This is a genomic window from Microbulbifer elongatus (assembly GCF_020524885.1).
GTDB classification, from domain to species: Bacteria; Pseudomonadota; Gammaproteobacteria; order Pseudomonadales; family Cellvibrionaceae; genus Microbulbifer; species Microbulbifer elongatus_A.
The window spans coordinates 894,388-908,481 of the sequence record NZ_JAIVKJ010000001.1 but is presented as its reverse complement, the minus strand read 5'-3'; the positions used below and the strand labels follow the sequence as shown (position 1 = coordinate 908,481).

At 58.0% G+C, this 14,094-nt stretch carries 16 protein-coding genes; 9 read left to right on the top strand and 7 right to left on the bottom strand.

What is annotated here, in order from left to right; genetic code table 11:
- Positions 1 to 133 precede the first annotated feature (133 nt).
- From LC059_RS03840 to LC059_RS03830, 3 genes are all read left to right on the top strand, one after another.
- Positions 134 to 574: a hemerythrin domain-containing protein gene (locus LC059_RS03840; protein ID WP_226702498.1), complete on the top strand. Its 441-nt coding sequence runs from the start codon at positions 134 to 136 to the stop codon at positions 572 to 574.
- Between the two features lie 95 nt (positions 575 to 669).
- The gene (locus LC059_RS03835; protein WP_226702497.1) at positions 670 to 1,758 is read left to right on the top strand and encodes a PA0069 family radical SAM protein; all 1,089 of its coding nucleotides are present in this window, start codon (positions 670 to 672) and stop codon (positions 1,756 to 1,758) included.
- A 14-nt stretch (positions 1,759 to 1,772) separates the two neighbouring features.
- On the top strand, positions 1,773 to 2,084 hold the full coding sequence (locus LC059_RS03830; RefSeq protein ID WP_226702496.1) for a GIY-YIG nuclease family protein: 312 nt from the start codon (positions 1,773 to 1,775) through the stop codon (positions 2,082 to 2,084).
- On the opposite strand, the gene LC059_RS03825 is transcribed toward LC059_RS03830, so the two are convergent.
- On the bottom strand, positions 2,057 to 2,752 hold the full coding sequence (locus LC059_RS03825; RefSeq protein WP_226702495.1) for an SDR family oxidoreductase: 696 nt from the start codon (positions 2,750 to 2,752) through the stop codon (positions 2,057 to 2,059). The two genes, LC059_RS03830 and LC059_RS03825, sit on opposite strands and share 28 nt — an antisense overlap.
- Before the next feature lie 57 nt (positions 2,753 to 2,809).
- Between LC059_RS03825 and LC059_RS03820 the strand changes: the two genes are divergently transcribed.
- The 6 genes from LC059_RS03820 (at position 2,810) to LC059_RS03795 (ending at position 8,337) form a co-directional block, all read left to right on the top strand.
- Positions 2,810 to 3,130, top strand: coding sequence for a DUF3301 domain-containing protein (locus LC059_RS03820; RefSeq protein WP_226702494.1), 321 nt, complete (start codon positions 2,810 to 2,812; stop codon positions 3,128 to 3,130).
- A 48-nt stretch (positions 3,131 to 3,178) separates the two neighbouring features.
- Complete coding sequence (locus LC059_RS03815; RefSeq protein ID WP_226702493.1) at positions 3,179 to 3,394, top strand: DUF1653 domain-containing protein; 216 nt, start codon at positions 3,179 to 3,181, stop codon at positions 3,392 to 3,394.
- 72 nt (positions 3,395 to 3,466) lie between these two features.
- Entirely contained in the window at positions 3,467 to 4,534 is a 1,068-nt protein-coding gene (locus LC059_RS03810; protein ID WP_226702492.1) for a saccharopine dehydrogenase family protein, read from the top strand.
- Between the two features lie 113 nt (positions 4,535 to 4,647).
- Complete coding sequence (locus LC059_RS03805; RefSeq protein ID WP_226702491.1) at positions 4,648 to 5,175, top strand: phosphatase PAP2 family protein; 528 nt, start codon at positions 4,648 to 4,650, stop codon at positions 5,173 to 5,175.
- Positions 5,176 to 5,229: 54 nt separating this feature from the next.
- Positions 5,230 to 6,369: an MJ1255/VC2487 family glycosyltransferase gene (locus tag LC059_RS03800; protein WP_226702490.1), complete on the top strand. Its 1,140-nt coding sequence runs from the start codon at positions 5,230 to 5,232 to the stop codon at positions 6,367 to 6,369.
- 147 nt (positions 6,370 to 6,516) lie between these two features.
- Positions 6,517 to 8,337 (top strand): acyl-CoA dehydrogenase, encoded by a 1,821-nt coding sequence (locus LC059_RS03795; protein WP_226702489.1) that lies wholly within the window; start codon positions 6,517 to 6,519, stop codon positions 8,335 to 8,337.
- Here LC059_RS03795 and LC059_RS03790 read toward each other — a convergent pair.
- From LC059_RS03790 to LC059_RS03765, 6 genes are all read right to left on the bottom strand, one after another.
- Entirely contained in the window at positions 8,334 to 9,212 is an 879-nt protein-coding gene (locus LC059_RS03790) for a polysaccharide deacetylase family protein (RefSeq protein ID WP_226702488.1), read from the bottom strand. The genes LC059_RS03795 and LC059_RS03790 overlap by 4 nt on opposite strands.
- A 103-nt stretch (positions 9,213 to 9,315) precedes the next feature.
- Entirely contained in the window at positions 9,316 to 10,731 is a 1,416-nt protein-coding gene (locus tag LC059_RS03785) for an ATP-binding protein (protein ID WP_226702487.1), read from the bottom strand.
- 40 nt (positions 10,732 to 10,771) lie between these two features.
- Entirely contained in the window at positions 10,772 to 11,449 is a 678-nt protein-coding gene (locus LC059_RS03780) for a response regulator transcription factor (protein ID WP_226702486.1), read from the bottom strand.
- Between the two features lie 47 nt (positions 11,450 to 11,496).
- The gene (locus LC059_RS18035) at positions 11,497 to 11,859 is read right to left on the bottom strand and encodes a PepSY domain-containing protein (protein WP_226702485.1); all 363 of its coding nucleotides are present in this window, start codon (positions 11,857 to 11,859) and stop codon (positions 11,497 to 11,499) included.
- 75 nt (positions 11,860 to 11,934) lie between these two features.
- Positions 11,935 to 12,519, bottom strand: a complete 585-nt coding sequence (locus LC059_RS03770; RefSeq protein WP_226702484.1) for a glycine zipper 2TM domain-containing protein — start codon at positions 12,517 to 12,519, stop codon at positions 11,935 to 11,937.
- A gap of 173 nt (positions 12,520 to 12,692) precedes the next feature.
- On the bottom strand, positions 12,693 to 14,087 hold the full coding sequence (locus LC059_RS03765; RefSeq protein ID WP_226702483.1) for an L-cystine transporter: 1,395 nt from the start codon (positions 14,085 to 14,087) through the stop codon (positions 12,693 to 12,695).
- Positions 14,088 to 14,094 lie beyond the last annotated feature (7 nt).

The window sequence follows — 14,094 nt, the reverse complement described above, 5'->3', positions numbered from 1 at the left end:
TGAAGTTGCCGACTGTCACTAATGCCTAGCATTTCCAACCCACGATAGCGACTACCCTAAAACCTACATCAACTTGCGGCAACCCGACCGCTTATGTGGAATTTAACGACACTCGCACAAATGGAGACGCCCCATGGATATCTACGAGCGCCTAAAAAAAGACCATGAAAAGCAGCGCCAACTGATCAATCAGGTCGCGGAAACCTCGGGAGACACCTCAGAACGGCAATCACTTTGGAAGGAGCTCAGTAACGAAGCAGAAGCGCACGCAGCGGCAGAAGAGCAGACCTTTTACGCGGCAATGATTGAGAAACCCGACGGACAGGAGAAAGCGCGCCACAGTATCGCCGAACACAAAGAGGCCTCTGACGTCATCAAGGAGCTCGACGAACTGGACATGGGGTCGGGCGGCTGGCTGCAGAAATTCAAGAAACTGCAGGAAATGCTGGAGCACCACATGGATGAGGAAGAGGAGGAGATCTTCAAACGGGCCAGAAAAGTACTGGATGAAAAAGTGGCAGCCGAGCTTGTAGGCCAGTTCGACCAGCGCAAACAGCAGGAGCTTAAAGGCTAGGCCAAAAGGCGAAGCCTACAGTTTCACTGACTTCTTGCCGACCCCAGCGCAGCCCCTTATACTGTACAACCGTACAGTACTATATCAAAAGCGCCATGAACGACTCCCCGCGCTCGCCCTCAGGCAAGGTTATCCGAGGGCGAGGCACTGCCAGCAACCTAGCCGGGCGCTTTGCCCTGACCAGCAGTACCTGTGAAGACGACGGCTGGGACCTTGCAGAGGAGCCCAGCGGGCAACTGCGAACCGAGGCGATTCCCGAACAGGCCAAGAGTATTATCGCCTCCAACAGTTCCCCGGACATTCCTTTCGATCAATCAATCAATCCCTACCGTGGATGCGAGCACGGTTGCATCTACTGCTACGCCCGCCCGGCCCACGCCTATATGGACCTGTCGCCGGGACTCGATTTTGAAACCCGGCTGTTTTACAAGCCGAACGCGGTAGAACTGCTGGAAACTGCACTACGTCAAAAGCGCTATCAGTGCAGCCCTATCGCTATGGGCACCAACACCGACCCCTACCAGCCGCTGGAAAAAGACAAGCAGATCACCCGCCAGATACTGGAAACCCTGCAGCGCTACCGGCATCCGGTCACCATCGTCACCAAGGGGCAGCTGATCCTGCGCGACCTGCCCATTCTGGCGGAAATGGCCCAGGACAACCTGGTGCATGTGGGTATCAGCGTGACCACGCTGAGCAATGATTTGAAGCGCAAACTGGAACCGCGCACTGCGGGGCCAGCGGCGCGGCTGCGCACCATCGAAGCGCTGGCCAATGCCGGGATTCCTACCGCGGTCATGGCCGCGCCGATGATTCCCGCCCTGAATGATTCCGAGCTGGAGGCCATTCTCACCAGCGCGCAGCAAGCCGGAGCTATCCACGCAGCCTATATTCTGTTGCGATTACCCTTTGAAGTGGCGCCACTGTTCCGACAGTGGCTTTCAGAGCATTACCCGGAACGCGCAGAACATGTGATGAGCATTGTGCAGCAGAGTCGCGGTGGAAAAGACAACCAGAGTGAATTCGGCCAGCGCCAGCGCGGTACCGGTGTATTTGCGCAGTTGCTTCAGCAACGCTTTCGGGTAACCTGCCGCAAGCTTGGTCTAAACGAGCGAAAAATGAACCTGGATTGCGGCCGCTTTTTTCTGCCGCCGCAATCCGGCGATCAGCAAAGTCTTTTTTAGTTGGTGGGATCATTTTGTCTGGTTGGTTTGTCTATCTGATTCGCACTGCGAATGACACCCTCTACACCGGCGTCACCCGCGATGTACAAAGGCGCTTTGAAGAGCACAGCAATGGCGGTCCCAAAGCTGCTAAAGCGCTGCGAGGACGCGGCCCGCTGGAACTGGCATTTCAGTGCGCCATGCGCAGCAAGTCCGACGCGCTAAAACTGGAAGTAGAAATCAAGCGCTGGCCCAAGCGCAGAAAAGAACAGTTGATTGCGCGCGGGCCAGACTTCCTGATGGCGTTTCTTGGGCCGGACTACCAGGGAATGGCAGACCCGTCGTAATTGTGAAAGCGCCCGCTTTGCTCAGCGCTTGCCTCCAGCAGGATTTTTTTCAGCCCCGCCACACTTTCCTTTGTCGATATCAACGCATTGGGACCGCCCATCTCGGTTTTCACCCAACCCGGATGCAGCGCCAATACCTTGATCCCCTCGCCTGCCAGATCAATGGAAAGGCTTTTCACTACCTGGTTGAGCGCGGTCTTGGAGGAGCGATAGATGTAGCCCCCTCCGGAACTGTTGTCCTCGATACTGCCCACTTTGCTGCTCAGAACCCCGATCACCTTGTACTCACTGCCGGCCAGGTTGGGATAAAAAGTCTCCACCAGCTTGTAGGGCGCGATCGTGTTGGCCTCCAGTACCTTGCGCCACTCTTCCACATCCACACTGCCGAGCCCCACACCCTTGGGCCCGTAATACCCGGCATTGCTAATCAGGATATCCAGCCGGCGCCCATCCAGGTCTTTGGCAAGACCCGCCATCTGTTGGTAGTCGGTGATATCCAGGCCGTGAACTTCAATATTGTGGTTGGCCTCGGCCAGCTCACCCAGTTCCCAGGCCGCTGACGGGTTGCGACAGGTGGCGATCACTTGCCAGCCGTCTTCGGCAAATTGCCGGGTCATTTCAAGGCCGATACCGCGATTGCAGCCGGTGATGAGAATCGTGCCGGGCATAGTCCCTCCTGTGGTGGTATTCTTGCGCGTTACGATGATATAGCAATCAAATTACCTATGTATTACTCACTCGGCGACCTTGTATGGATTTTTCTGTTGGGGCTGCCCGCCTGGTATTTCTGGGCCGGCATGGCCGCCAAAGACCGGGTGCGTCGAATTGTAAAAAAACACTGTGCGGACACCGGGGTACAGCTGCTGGATGACACGGTAATGCTCGCGCGCACGCGCCTGAAGCGGGATCGCAATGGGCAGGTGCGCCTGCATCGCCAGTACGAGTTTGAGTTCACCTCCACCGGTGAGCGTCGCTACGGCGGCATTGCGGTACTGCACGGCCAGCGCGTCACCCAGATTCAGCTGTCCCCGTTTCATATGAGCTGATCACACAGGTTGACCACAGCGCCCTGGAATCCACAACGAGAGTTGCACATGCAGAAAGGTATCTATCGCCACTACAAGAACCGCAGGCAATACCATTTGATGGAAATCGCCACCCACAGTGAAACCGGGGAACAATTGGCGATTTACCGCGCTCTGTATGATGACTACGGCGTGTGGGCGCGGCCACTGGCCATGTTTGCGGAATCCGTGGAAAAAGACGGCGAAACCGTGCCGCGCTTTGCCCTGGAAAAGGCCCTGGATTGATTTCTCAGGCTCCAACTATTCCACGCCCCCTAAAAAGAAATTTCACACGATCGAACACAATAAGGACAACCGGTGAATAACAAGCAGATCCTGATTTACGGCGCCTACGGCTATACCGGCGAGCTGATCGCCCGCCAGGCAGTCGCCCAGGGGCTGAAGCCCATTCTGTCCGGCCGCAGCGCAAAAAAACTGCAGCCACTGGCCAACGAGCTGGGGCTGCCCGCCATTGCGGTAAGTCTCGACGATCAGGAGACGCTGGTGCGCACGCTCAAGGGCGTTGCGGTAGTGATTCACTGCGCTGGCCCCTTCTCGGCCACCGCAGAGCCGATGATGCGCGCATGTATCACCAGCGGCACACATTACCAGGACATTACCGGTGAAATGGCCGTTTACCAACAGGCTCATGCCCTGGACGCCGAAGCGAAAGCCGCCGGTGTAGTACTGTGCCCCGGCACCGGCTTTGATGTGATACCCACAGACTGCCTGGCCGCCGCCCTGCACAAGACCATGAACAGCGCCACGCACCTTACGCTGGGATTCGATTCCGATTCAGGATTCAGCCCCGGCACCGCCAAAACATCCATCGAGAGCCTCGGCGTAGGCGGTGCGGTGCGACGCAATGGCAAGATCGAAGTGATCCCCCACGCCGAACTGACCCGCAAAATCGACTTTGGTCGCGGTGAGAAGTTCGCCGTGGCCATTCCCTGGGGGGACGTGGCCACTGCCTACTATTCCACCGAAATTCCCAATATCGAGGTGTACATTCCCATGAGCCCGCGCCGGGCGAAGAAGATGCAGCGTTTGAATGCCTTCCGCTGGCTACTGAAAATGGGCTGGGTGCAGAACTGGCTCAAGGGCAAGATCGAAAAGAGCGTACGTGGCCCAACCGAGAACCAGCGCGCAGAACAGCAGACCTGGGTGTGGGGCGAAGTGCGTAACGACCGCCGCGGCGAGCGTCGTGTGGGCCGCGTAGTCACCGCCAACGGCTACGACGTCACCGTGCACGGATCACTGGCCGTGATGCAGTATCTGCTGGATTACACGGGAGAGGGTGGCTACTTCACCCCATCCCGGCTGTGCGGGCACGAGCTGATTGAGAAACTGCCCGGCTCCGGAGCCATCAAAATCGGCATTGATTGAAACCTCCCCTTAAGAGCCTGCAAGGCAGGCTCTTACAGCCCCTCTAGGAAGGTTTCACAGACCTGACATATTTTGTTCAAGTCTGCGCAACATTCGCTTCGTATTTTTAACCCATGCGAAGCTTACCTATCACTCTGAAAACGGTAGATGTCTCCCTGGTTCTGCGCATGGCAGAACGGGCGACACGGCCAGCCTCCCGCAGGAACTACCTGCTGCTGTCCCGGTCCGCGGACGGCTGGCTCTATCTGCTCTCGCCCCTGCTCATCGCGCTCGTCAACGCCGGTGCCGCCCTGCAGTTCCTCTACACCTGTGGCGCCGCCTACGCGATCGAGCGATCGCTCTACTGGACCATCAAGAATACCACCCGGCGCAACCGCCCCCCTGAAGCCATTCCCGGGCTGCGCTCCATCGTCGTCGCCAATGACCGCTTTAGCCTGCCATCGGGCCACACCTCCGGCGCTTTTCTGTTTGTGACCATGCTGAGCCAGTGTCTCAACCCCTTGTGGGCACTGGGGTACTTCTGGGCCGCAGGTGTGGGCACCTCACGAGTGGGGCTCGGTGTTCACTTTCCCACCGATGTATGCGCCGGCGCACTGCTCGGTATCTGCGTGGGCTTTGCGGTCAGCGGTGCACTGCTGTAAGCGCTTGCATTTACCCCTCTTCCAGACAACGTTCTGCTCAACCGGAGAAGCACTTTGAAAATACTCTACGGCGTTCAGGGTACTGGCAACGGCCACCTTTCTCGCGCCCGGGCCATGGCAGAGGCCTTCCGCCAGTTCCCCGAGTTGCATGTACAGTGGCTGTTCAGCGGCCGCCCGCCGGAAAAATTCTTTGCCATGGAAGCATTTGGTGATTACTGGTGGCGCGAGGGCCTGACCTTCGTACACCAAGGCGGGAAGATTGATCAGTTCGCCACCGCAAGACAACTCAACCTGCCCCAGCTCCTGAAAGATATCCGTGAGCTGCCGGTCAATGATTACGACCTGGTCATCAGTGACTTCGAGCCGGTAACGGCCTGGGCCGCGAAAAAACGCAAGTGCCCAAGCCTCGGCCTGGGGCACCAGTACGCGTTCAACTTTCCCATCCCCACCCCCCCCTTTGGCTGGACTGCACGCGCGATCATGAAGGCGTTCGCCCCGGTTCAAACCAGTCTTGGCATGCACTGGTACCACTTCGGCCATCCTATTCTGCCGCCTATTGCACACGCCCACGATGAACCGGCCACCAAAGACGGTGAAGAGCGGGATCACATTCTGGTTTACCTGCCATTTGAGAACCACGGCCCTCTGTTACACCAGCTGGCACAGCTGCCGCAAAAGTTCGTGGTTTATGGCCTGCCCACGGATCTGCCAAAAGCCGAGCACATCACCCTCAAGGCCCCCTCGGTTGAGGGATTCCGGCGCGATGTATCCACCTCAAAGGCGGTGATCTGCAACAGTGGCTTCGAGCTAATTGCGGAGACCCTTACCCTCGGCAAGCCGATCCTGACACGCCCACTGAAAGGGCAGTTTGAGCAGGAAGCCAACGCGCTGGCACTGAAAGAGCTGCAACTGGCAAAAGTTGTAGATCATATCGATGCCATCACTATCAGTCGCTGGCTGGAAGAAAACCCCAATGGCGTACGTATTAGCTGGCCAGATGTGGCGGGCGCAATCGCCGGCTGGATCGCCGACGGCCGCAGCGATAGCGCCCGCCAGCTTTCCACCCGCTTGTGGGATGGCGTGACGCCCGGATGCTCCGCGGTAGCCGAACAGCCAGCGCAGGCGCCTCATACAATGAAAGAGATCGAGGAGCAGAAGAACGCTCAGGATATCAAGGGCAGTGAGAGCGCCTGACCCCCTCCTCCTGTCCGATTCGGTCGATTTCGAGGCTGCTGACACCGACTATCGCCAGCGGCAATTACCTGAAATGTCATTGCCGCCGCGACTGTCACTCCCTACCCTGACCGGATCGAAAAAATAAAGATGGTGATAGGTCGGGTCATGAGTGAACAGTTCCTGAGAAACCGGGATATCGAATTCCTGCTTTATGAATTTCTGGATACCGAGGCGCTGCTTCAGCGACCCCGCTACCAGGAGCACTCCCGGGAAATCTTCGATGCAACCCTGAATACCGCTAGGACCATTGCCGACAAATATTTTGCCGATCACTACACCAAAGGCGACGCCCAGGAGCCCACCTTCGATGGGGAAGAAGTTACCCTCATCGACGAAACCAAAGCTGCGTGGGATGCATTTGCCGAGGCCGGATTCCTCGCCGCCCACTACGATTTCGAGGAGGGAGGCTTGCAGCTGCCGGAGGTAATCCTGCGCAGCGCCATGGCCTACATCAATGCCGCCAATGTCAGTTCTGCGGCCTACCCTTTCCTCACACTCGGCGCCGCCAACCTGGTGCGCAGCTTTGCCAGTGACACCCTGCGGCAAACCTACTTGCCACCGATGATGGACGGCCGCTACGCCGGTACTATGGCGCTCACGGAACCGGACCAGGGTTCGGCGCTGGCTGACATCCGCACCAGCGCAACGCCTGCCGAAGATGGCAGCTACCGTCTGCGCGGCCAGAAAATGTTTATCTCTGGCGGCGACCAGTCCATTACCGAAAATATCGTGCATATGGTGCTGGCGCGCATAAAAGATGCCCCTCCAGGAGTGAAGGGTATCTCCCTGTTTCTGGTACCAAAGTTTATTCCCGCGAAAAACGGCCAGTCCGCCATCCGCAACGACGTAAAACTCGCTGGACTGCTGCACAAGATGGGTTATCGCAATACCACTTCCACAGTGCTCAACTTTGGAGAGGATGGGGACAAAGACGGGGGCGCTATCGGCTATCTGGTCGGTGAACCTCATAAAGGTCTGCATTACATGTTCCAGCTGATGAACGAAGCGCGCATCGGTGTTGGCACTGGTGCCGCGGTACTCGGGTACCGCGGTTACCAGCACGCGCTACAGTACGCAAAAGACCGCCCACAGGGTCGCCTGCCATCCAATCGCGATCCCCAGTCCCGGCAGCTGCCCATCATCCAGCACGCCGATGTGCGGCGCATGCTGTTGATGCAGAAGAGTTATGTGGAAGGTGGCCTGGCACTGTGCCTGTATGCCTCTTCCCTGTTCGAAGATGCCCATAGTGGCGAAACGGAATCGGAGCGACTGAAGGCCTCGGACCTACTCGACCTGCTCACCCCCATCGTCAAATCCTGGCCATCAAAATACTGCCTCAAGGCCAATGACCTGGCGATTCAGGTGCTGGGTGGCTCCGGGTATATCCGCGAATACCCGCTGGAGCAGCTATATCGCGACAATCGCCTGAACCCGATTCACGAAGGTACCGAAGGTATTCAGGCTCTGGATCTGCTGGGGCGAAAAGTACCCGCCAAAGGTATGGCCGGTTATCAGATTCTGGCAAAAGAGATTCAACAGACGCTGTCCGGCTGCGGCGACAATGAAACCTTGCAACCCTTGGCTGAGGCCCTGCGAGCCGGCCTGAATCAATTGAACGGTGTTTCGGAAAGCCTGCTGCTGCAGATGTCTGCAGACCCGGATCGAGGCCTGGCCAACGCCTCCCTGTACCTGGATGTTTTTGGCCGCGTCGTTGTGAGCTGGATCTGGCTGCAGCAGGCGGCTATCGCATCGAAAAAACTGGACGGCGAAGAAAACCTGCCTGCCGGGGATTCACACTTTTATCGCGGCAAACTGCAGGCGGCCCGTTATTACATTGAATGGGAATTGCCGGAAATTACCCCGCAGATTGCGTTGTTGGAATCCGGCAACAGCGTACCCTTCGAAATGCAGAGTGACTGGTTCTAATCTGAATTTAACAGCTGTTGAGACCGCTTAAGGTGCGCGATGGCTTCACGCATGGTGGCCACCCAGTATCGCTCCGGGTGGGCCGCCAAGTGTTCGAGCAATTGCTGATGGGCCTCGGACGATACCGTGATGTAATCTCCGCCCACGCCGTGAAACATAAAGCCCACAAGGCTATTATTTTTTCGCGCGGCCTCCGCCACGGCGATCAGTTGCTCCGCACTTTTCTCCGCGCCATCAAAAGAAGCCACCCGATAATAATCGTCATTTTCCGGCTGGTGCTGACCATCTTCGGAATACAGGCGCGCGCCACTCACCAGTTTCTTTAACGCCGGAAGCACATCTTCATCACCGGCCTGCATATCGCCACATGGATAGGCGAACGTTCGCTGTTTCTCACCATCGATGGCCTCCAGCATACTGTTAGTGGTTTTCACTTCTTCCACAAACTGGTCCAGGGTGTAATTGTCCAGGTCCTGCCAGGGTTTTACCCAGTCGCGACCGGCCACGGATTTGCGGCAGGGATGATACAGCGTGTGGTTGCCCAGCTCGTGTCCCTGATCTGCCGCCTGGCGCCATTCGTTCAGACGCATTCGGATGGCGGGGCGCGCACCGCTCAGGTAAAAGGTGCCCGGCAACCCCAATTTATTTAACTGGGGAATAGCGGTATCCAGGTGGGAATCAAGGGCGTCGTCGTAAGTGAGCACCACCGCCACTTCGGCACCGTTCGGCCAGGGAGACCCTGTATCAATACCCGTGGCCTGAATGTTGTCTGCGCCGTTTACAGTGGAGTTGGCCGCAACGAAGCCGAGTGCCAGCAGCGCAGAGAAGAAATACACACAGGCAGACAGCCGCTTGCGGAATGGCGTGTTGCGCATTGCAAATCCCTTGTATTGCCAGATTCAGTTTATTGTTTGTACTTATTGCTTGTACTTATTAGTTGTGCGCGCTACTTGCGGACCGAGCAAATGGCCGTCTGGATTAAAGCCTGATGTATAGGCTTAAGCCACCCAGATCATCCTCCCCGCGCGTATCGGCGGGCACTATGCCGATCTCACCGTGGTAACTCTCCACAATATCCACCACCACGGCCAGCCCTATACCCTGCCCCTGTTGCTGCTGGTCCGCACGTACACCGCGCTGGACTACCTTACGCCACTGTGGCTCGGTCAGTCCGGGGCCATTGTCGGAGACCAGAATCTCCAGCCCCCGATGATCCTCAGTATTCGCGGCTTTTATCAGCAACCGGCCACCGCCATATTTGTAACCGTTATCCAGCAGGTTGCCGAGCATCTCCATCAAGTCGCCTTCGTCGCCGTAAAACAGCACCGAGTCATCGCACAGCAGCTCGGCATCCACCGACTTGCCCCGGTACACCTTGTCCAGCGCGGTGAGAATTTTCTCCACCAGCGGTTGCACTTTTACACCGCGAAGAATCGATTTCGGCGAGGTCGCTACTGCACGCTTTAACTGGTAGCTGATGATGCTGTCCATACGCTGCACCTGCTCCACCAGCGCGGCCTGGGCAACCTCCGGGTCCTTGTCGACGTCCAGCCCCTTCAGCACCGCCAGGGGCGTTTTCAGGCTGTGCGCCAGGTCGCCCAAGGTGTGCCGGGTTTTCTCCCGCTGGCGACGCTCGTTCTCTATGAGCAGATTGAGGTTGTCGGTGAGTGGCACCAGTTCCCGGGGGAAGTCTCCCTGCAGGGTATCTGCCCCACCCTGCTGCATCTGCTTCAGCGCACGGGTCACTCCGCGCAACGGCGCCAGCCCCCAGCGCAATACCAGTAACTGCACGGCGATCAGCGCCAGGGCGCCGATACCCAACCAGCGCCAAAGCGTGTCACTGAACTGTTTCACCTGGGCGTACAGAGGCCCAGCATCCTCGAGGATGACAAAGGTGAACTGTCGCGGGTTATCCAGCCCCCAGACAATACCCTGGCGAAAGCTGCTGTACGGCGTTTCCAGGTCTGGCAGGCGTATCTCGGCGTAAACCTCCTGCCCCTGTCGCAGTGGCAGCGGCAATGGCAGAGCAGAAAAGTTCGGAAGGCTCAGGGCCGATTGTGAACGCCAGATGACACGACCACGGGCGTCCATCACCGCGCCAATCAGACCGGAATCCGGCTGGTTAAAACGCTGCTCGCGGAGATTCAGGGGTAGTTGTAGGCCATCACCATCCGGTTCCGCCACCGCCAGCAGCGTGTAGATATGCAGCTGCAACTCGCGCGCCTTGGCTTCATCCAGCGAGGTACGGTAGGCCTTTTCCAGTACCCCGGAGAGCACGGCAAGAAACACCAGCAACACCAGCGTCGCCATCAGCGATAGGCGGCCGGTGAGGGAGTGCCACCACCGCTTGATAGAAAGCCACCAGCGGCTAACGGAAGGCCACCAGCGTTTCACCGGAAGACTCAAGGAAGAGAACCCGCGGGACTGCAAAAGATCAGCCCGCGGCTGCGCTGAACCGATAACCGCGCCCGCGCAGTGTCTCGATAGGCTTTACACCACCAGCGGCATCGAGCTTTTTGCGCAAGCGACCAATAAATACCTCGATCACGTTGCTGTCGCGGTCGCAGTCCTGCTCATAGATGTGTTCGGTCAGGGTCGTCTTGGACACCACCTCATCCGGGTGCAGCATCAGGTATTCGAGTACCTTGTACTCGAAAGACGTAAGTTCCAGTTCATCGCCAGATACCTTTACCCGCTGGGCGCTGGTGTCCAGCTCGATGGGGCCGGCATTGATGGTTGGGGAAGAAAAGCCCGCGGAGCGACGCACCAGTGCATTTAGCCGCGCCAACAGCTCTTCGGTGTGGAAAGGTTTAGTCAGGTAATCATCACCCCCGGCTTCCAGCCCGCGCACCCGCTCCTGCCAGTGGCCGCGCGCAGTGAGGATCAGGATGGGGAAATGCCGGGATTCCTTGCGCAGGGTCTCGATCACCTGGATGCCGTCCACCTTGGGCAGGCCCAGATCCATCACCGCCACATCGTAGGGGAACTCCCGTCCGAGATAGAGCGCCTCCTCGCCGTCCGGGGCCTCGTCTACGGTGTACCCCGCCTTGCGTAGGGCTGCCGCCAGCTGTTCCCGCAGGGCAAGCTCATCTTCTACCAGCAGTGCGCGCATATAAATTCCTCTGCTACTTATCTATCGGTGAGGTTTACCTGGAACCATCAGCGGGAAATGGCCCCGCTCTTTTTGTCCACAAACACCACATAGACCTGACTTTTGTCAGAAAGTCCCTTCACCCGGTACATGGCGCGGCCGTTGCGCTGCACCTCGCTAATCGCCAGGATCTTGCCTCCGTAGCGTTTTTTCACGATGGCCGCCGCCTGATCCCGGGAGACACTCCGGTTCTGCACCCGCATGGTAGCCAATGGTTGCATTTTCAAATATCCGAGCCCCCGCTGGACGGGATCCGAAGTGACCTTCCGCGCCTGCTCCTGATGCCCGGCATAGAGCGGCGTGGCCATCAGCGCGGCACACAGGCCAGTCACCAGTACCATCGCAGGCATTCGGATAGAGGGAAGTTTCACAATACAGCTCCTGTTATTTTTGCGGTTACTTTTGCATTTACTTCGCTGTTACCAGGCACCGCCGCTCAGGCTCCATTAAAGAACCGGCGTGACATCGACACGAACCCGGATTTTATCCCCGGGATGCCGGTCAGTGCGAATCAGATATTCCTGACCGTTATAGCGGTAGTTTACGTCGTATCCTACCAGCTCCCGGCGGGTGCTGACTTCCTCAACCACCTGGCAGCGCTGCTGGGTGCCATATTGCACCGGCGCATTGTGTCGACTGATGGCACTGCCGATGGCCGCCCCCACCGCCGCACCGGCCAGGGTGCCGGCACCTTTGTTGCCGCGGTGATAGTGTCCATAGCGGCCGCGACCGTGGCGATAACCGCGCGCGGCATCGCGGCCAACGGCAGCGCCGATCAGTCCGCCAATGATGGCACCTGCTGGAGAGGGTTGCTGGTAGGTAACGGCCTGATCCCAGCACTGGGTACGGGGCTCAACCACCTGGATGTCGTTATAGATGGGCGTGACGCCGGTGACGATGGCGTAGTCGTAGCCGTCCTGGCCCTGGTAGTAGCCGCTGTCACCAGCGCGAGAATGGGCACTGACGCCCACCAGGCCAGCTGTCAGGCCGGCAAACGCCAGATATTGGAATATGTTTCGTAACTTGACCATGTTCAGTGCTCCCTGAGACCCGGACCAGGGCGTATTCCGGTGACCGCTCCGACACAAAGCGATAGAAATGACGCCTGTTTGCTGACCTGTAACGGCCGATGCAAGCACTTTATATGGCGTTGGCTGAATCCTTCCTGAATTCAGGGGAACTTATCTGAAGTACAACGCTGGATTCAGCTGGCCGCGGCCACCTCGCTCTCCTTACCAGAACCAGAACCAGAATCAGAACCAGCCCCAGAGCCGAGCCAGCGCTGGGTCAGGGTGCCCGCCGTCATGGCCCCGTTCACGTTGAGTGCGGTGCGCGCCATGTCGATCAGTGGCTCTACCGAGATCAGCAGTGCGGCAATCTGCACCGGCAGGCCCATGGTCGGCAGTACCACCAGGGCGGCAAAGGTGGCTCCGCCGCCCACACCGGCGATTCCGAAAGAGCTGATCACGATCACCGCGATCAGGGAAGCGAGCCATACCGGGTCGAAGATATTGATGCCCATGGGCACCGCAACCATTACCGCCAGCATGGCGGGGTAAATGCCCGCACAGCCGTTCTGGCCGATGGTGGCACCGAAGGACGCTGAGAAGTTGGCAATTGCCGGGGAATTTTTCAGCTCGTCGATCTGGGTTTCAACGTTCAGCGGAATGGTCGCCGCGCTGGATCGCGAGCTGAAGGCGAACACCAGCACAGGCCACACCTTGGCGAAATAATGCAGGGGGCTTATGCCATTCACCAGCAACAGCAGCCCGTGCACCACAAACATGATTGCGATGGCAACAAACGACGCGATCACAAAACTGAACAGATTGAAGATATCTACCCAACTGGACTTGGCAATCAATACGGTCACCAGTGCCATTACCCCGTAAGGGGTAAATGCCATGATCAGGCGCACCAGCTTCATCACCCAGGCCTGGGCAACGGAAACAAACCGTTCGATAGCCGCACCCTGTTCCGGGTTTTCCCGTCGTACCGCCAGCGCGGCCAGTCCCAGTAATACCGCAAAAATCACCACCGCAATTACCGAGGTGTCGCGCTGACCGGCGAGATCCGCAAAAATATTGCGAGGGATAAATGAGGTGAGAATCTCGGGAATACTCAGATCACTGACACGCCCAATACGCTCGTTGAGCACCTCGACCCGCGCTGCTTCGCGCGCACCTTCTACCAGCCCTTCCGCCGACAGCCCGAATAGCCAGGCAATCAACACACCGATAAACGCGGCAATAGCAGTGGTACCCAGCAATACAGCCAGCACCGAACCACTGATCTTGCCGAGGGAACGGGTGTCACTAACTTTTACCACTGCACCGAGAATCGAGACCAGTACCAGCGGCATCACCAGCAGGTAAAGCAAGTTGACGTAGCCTTCGCCAATCAAGCCGACCCAATCCAGTACCCAGGGAGTATCCACTCCCCAGCCCTCCGCCAGGTGCATAAAGCCGCCGAACAGCAGCCCCAGCAACAAACCGGCAAAAACCGCCGGTGCCAGGGAGTTGCGGCTGCGGTGCCAGCGCAGCAGAGGCCAGATTAGAAAGAAATAGAACGCCAGAAGTAGAAGTGCACTCAATTGCATGGGTTTT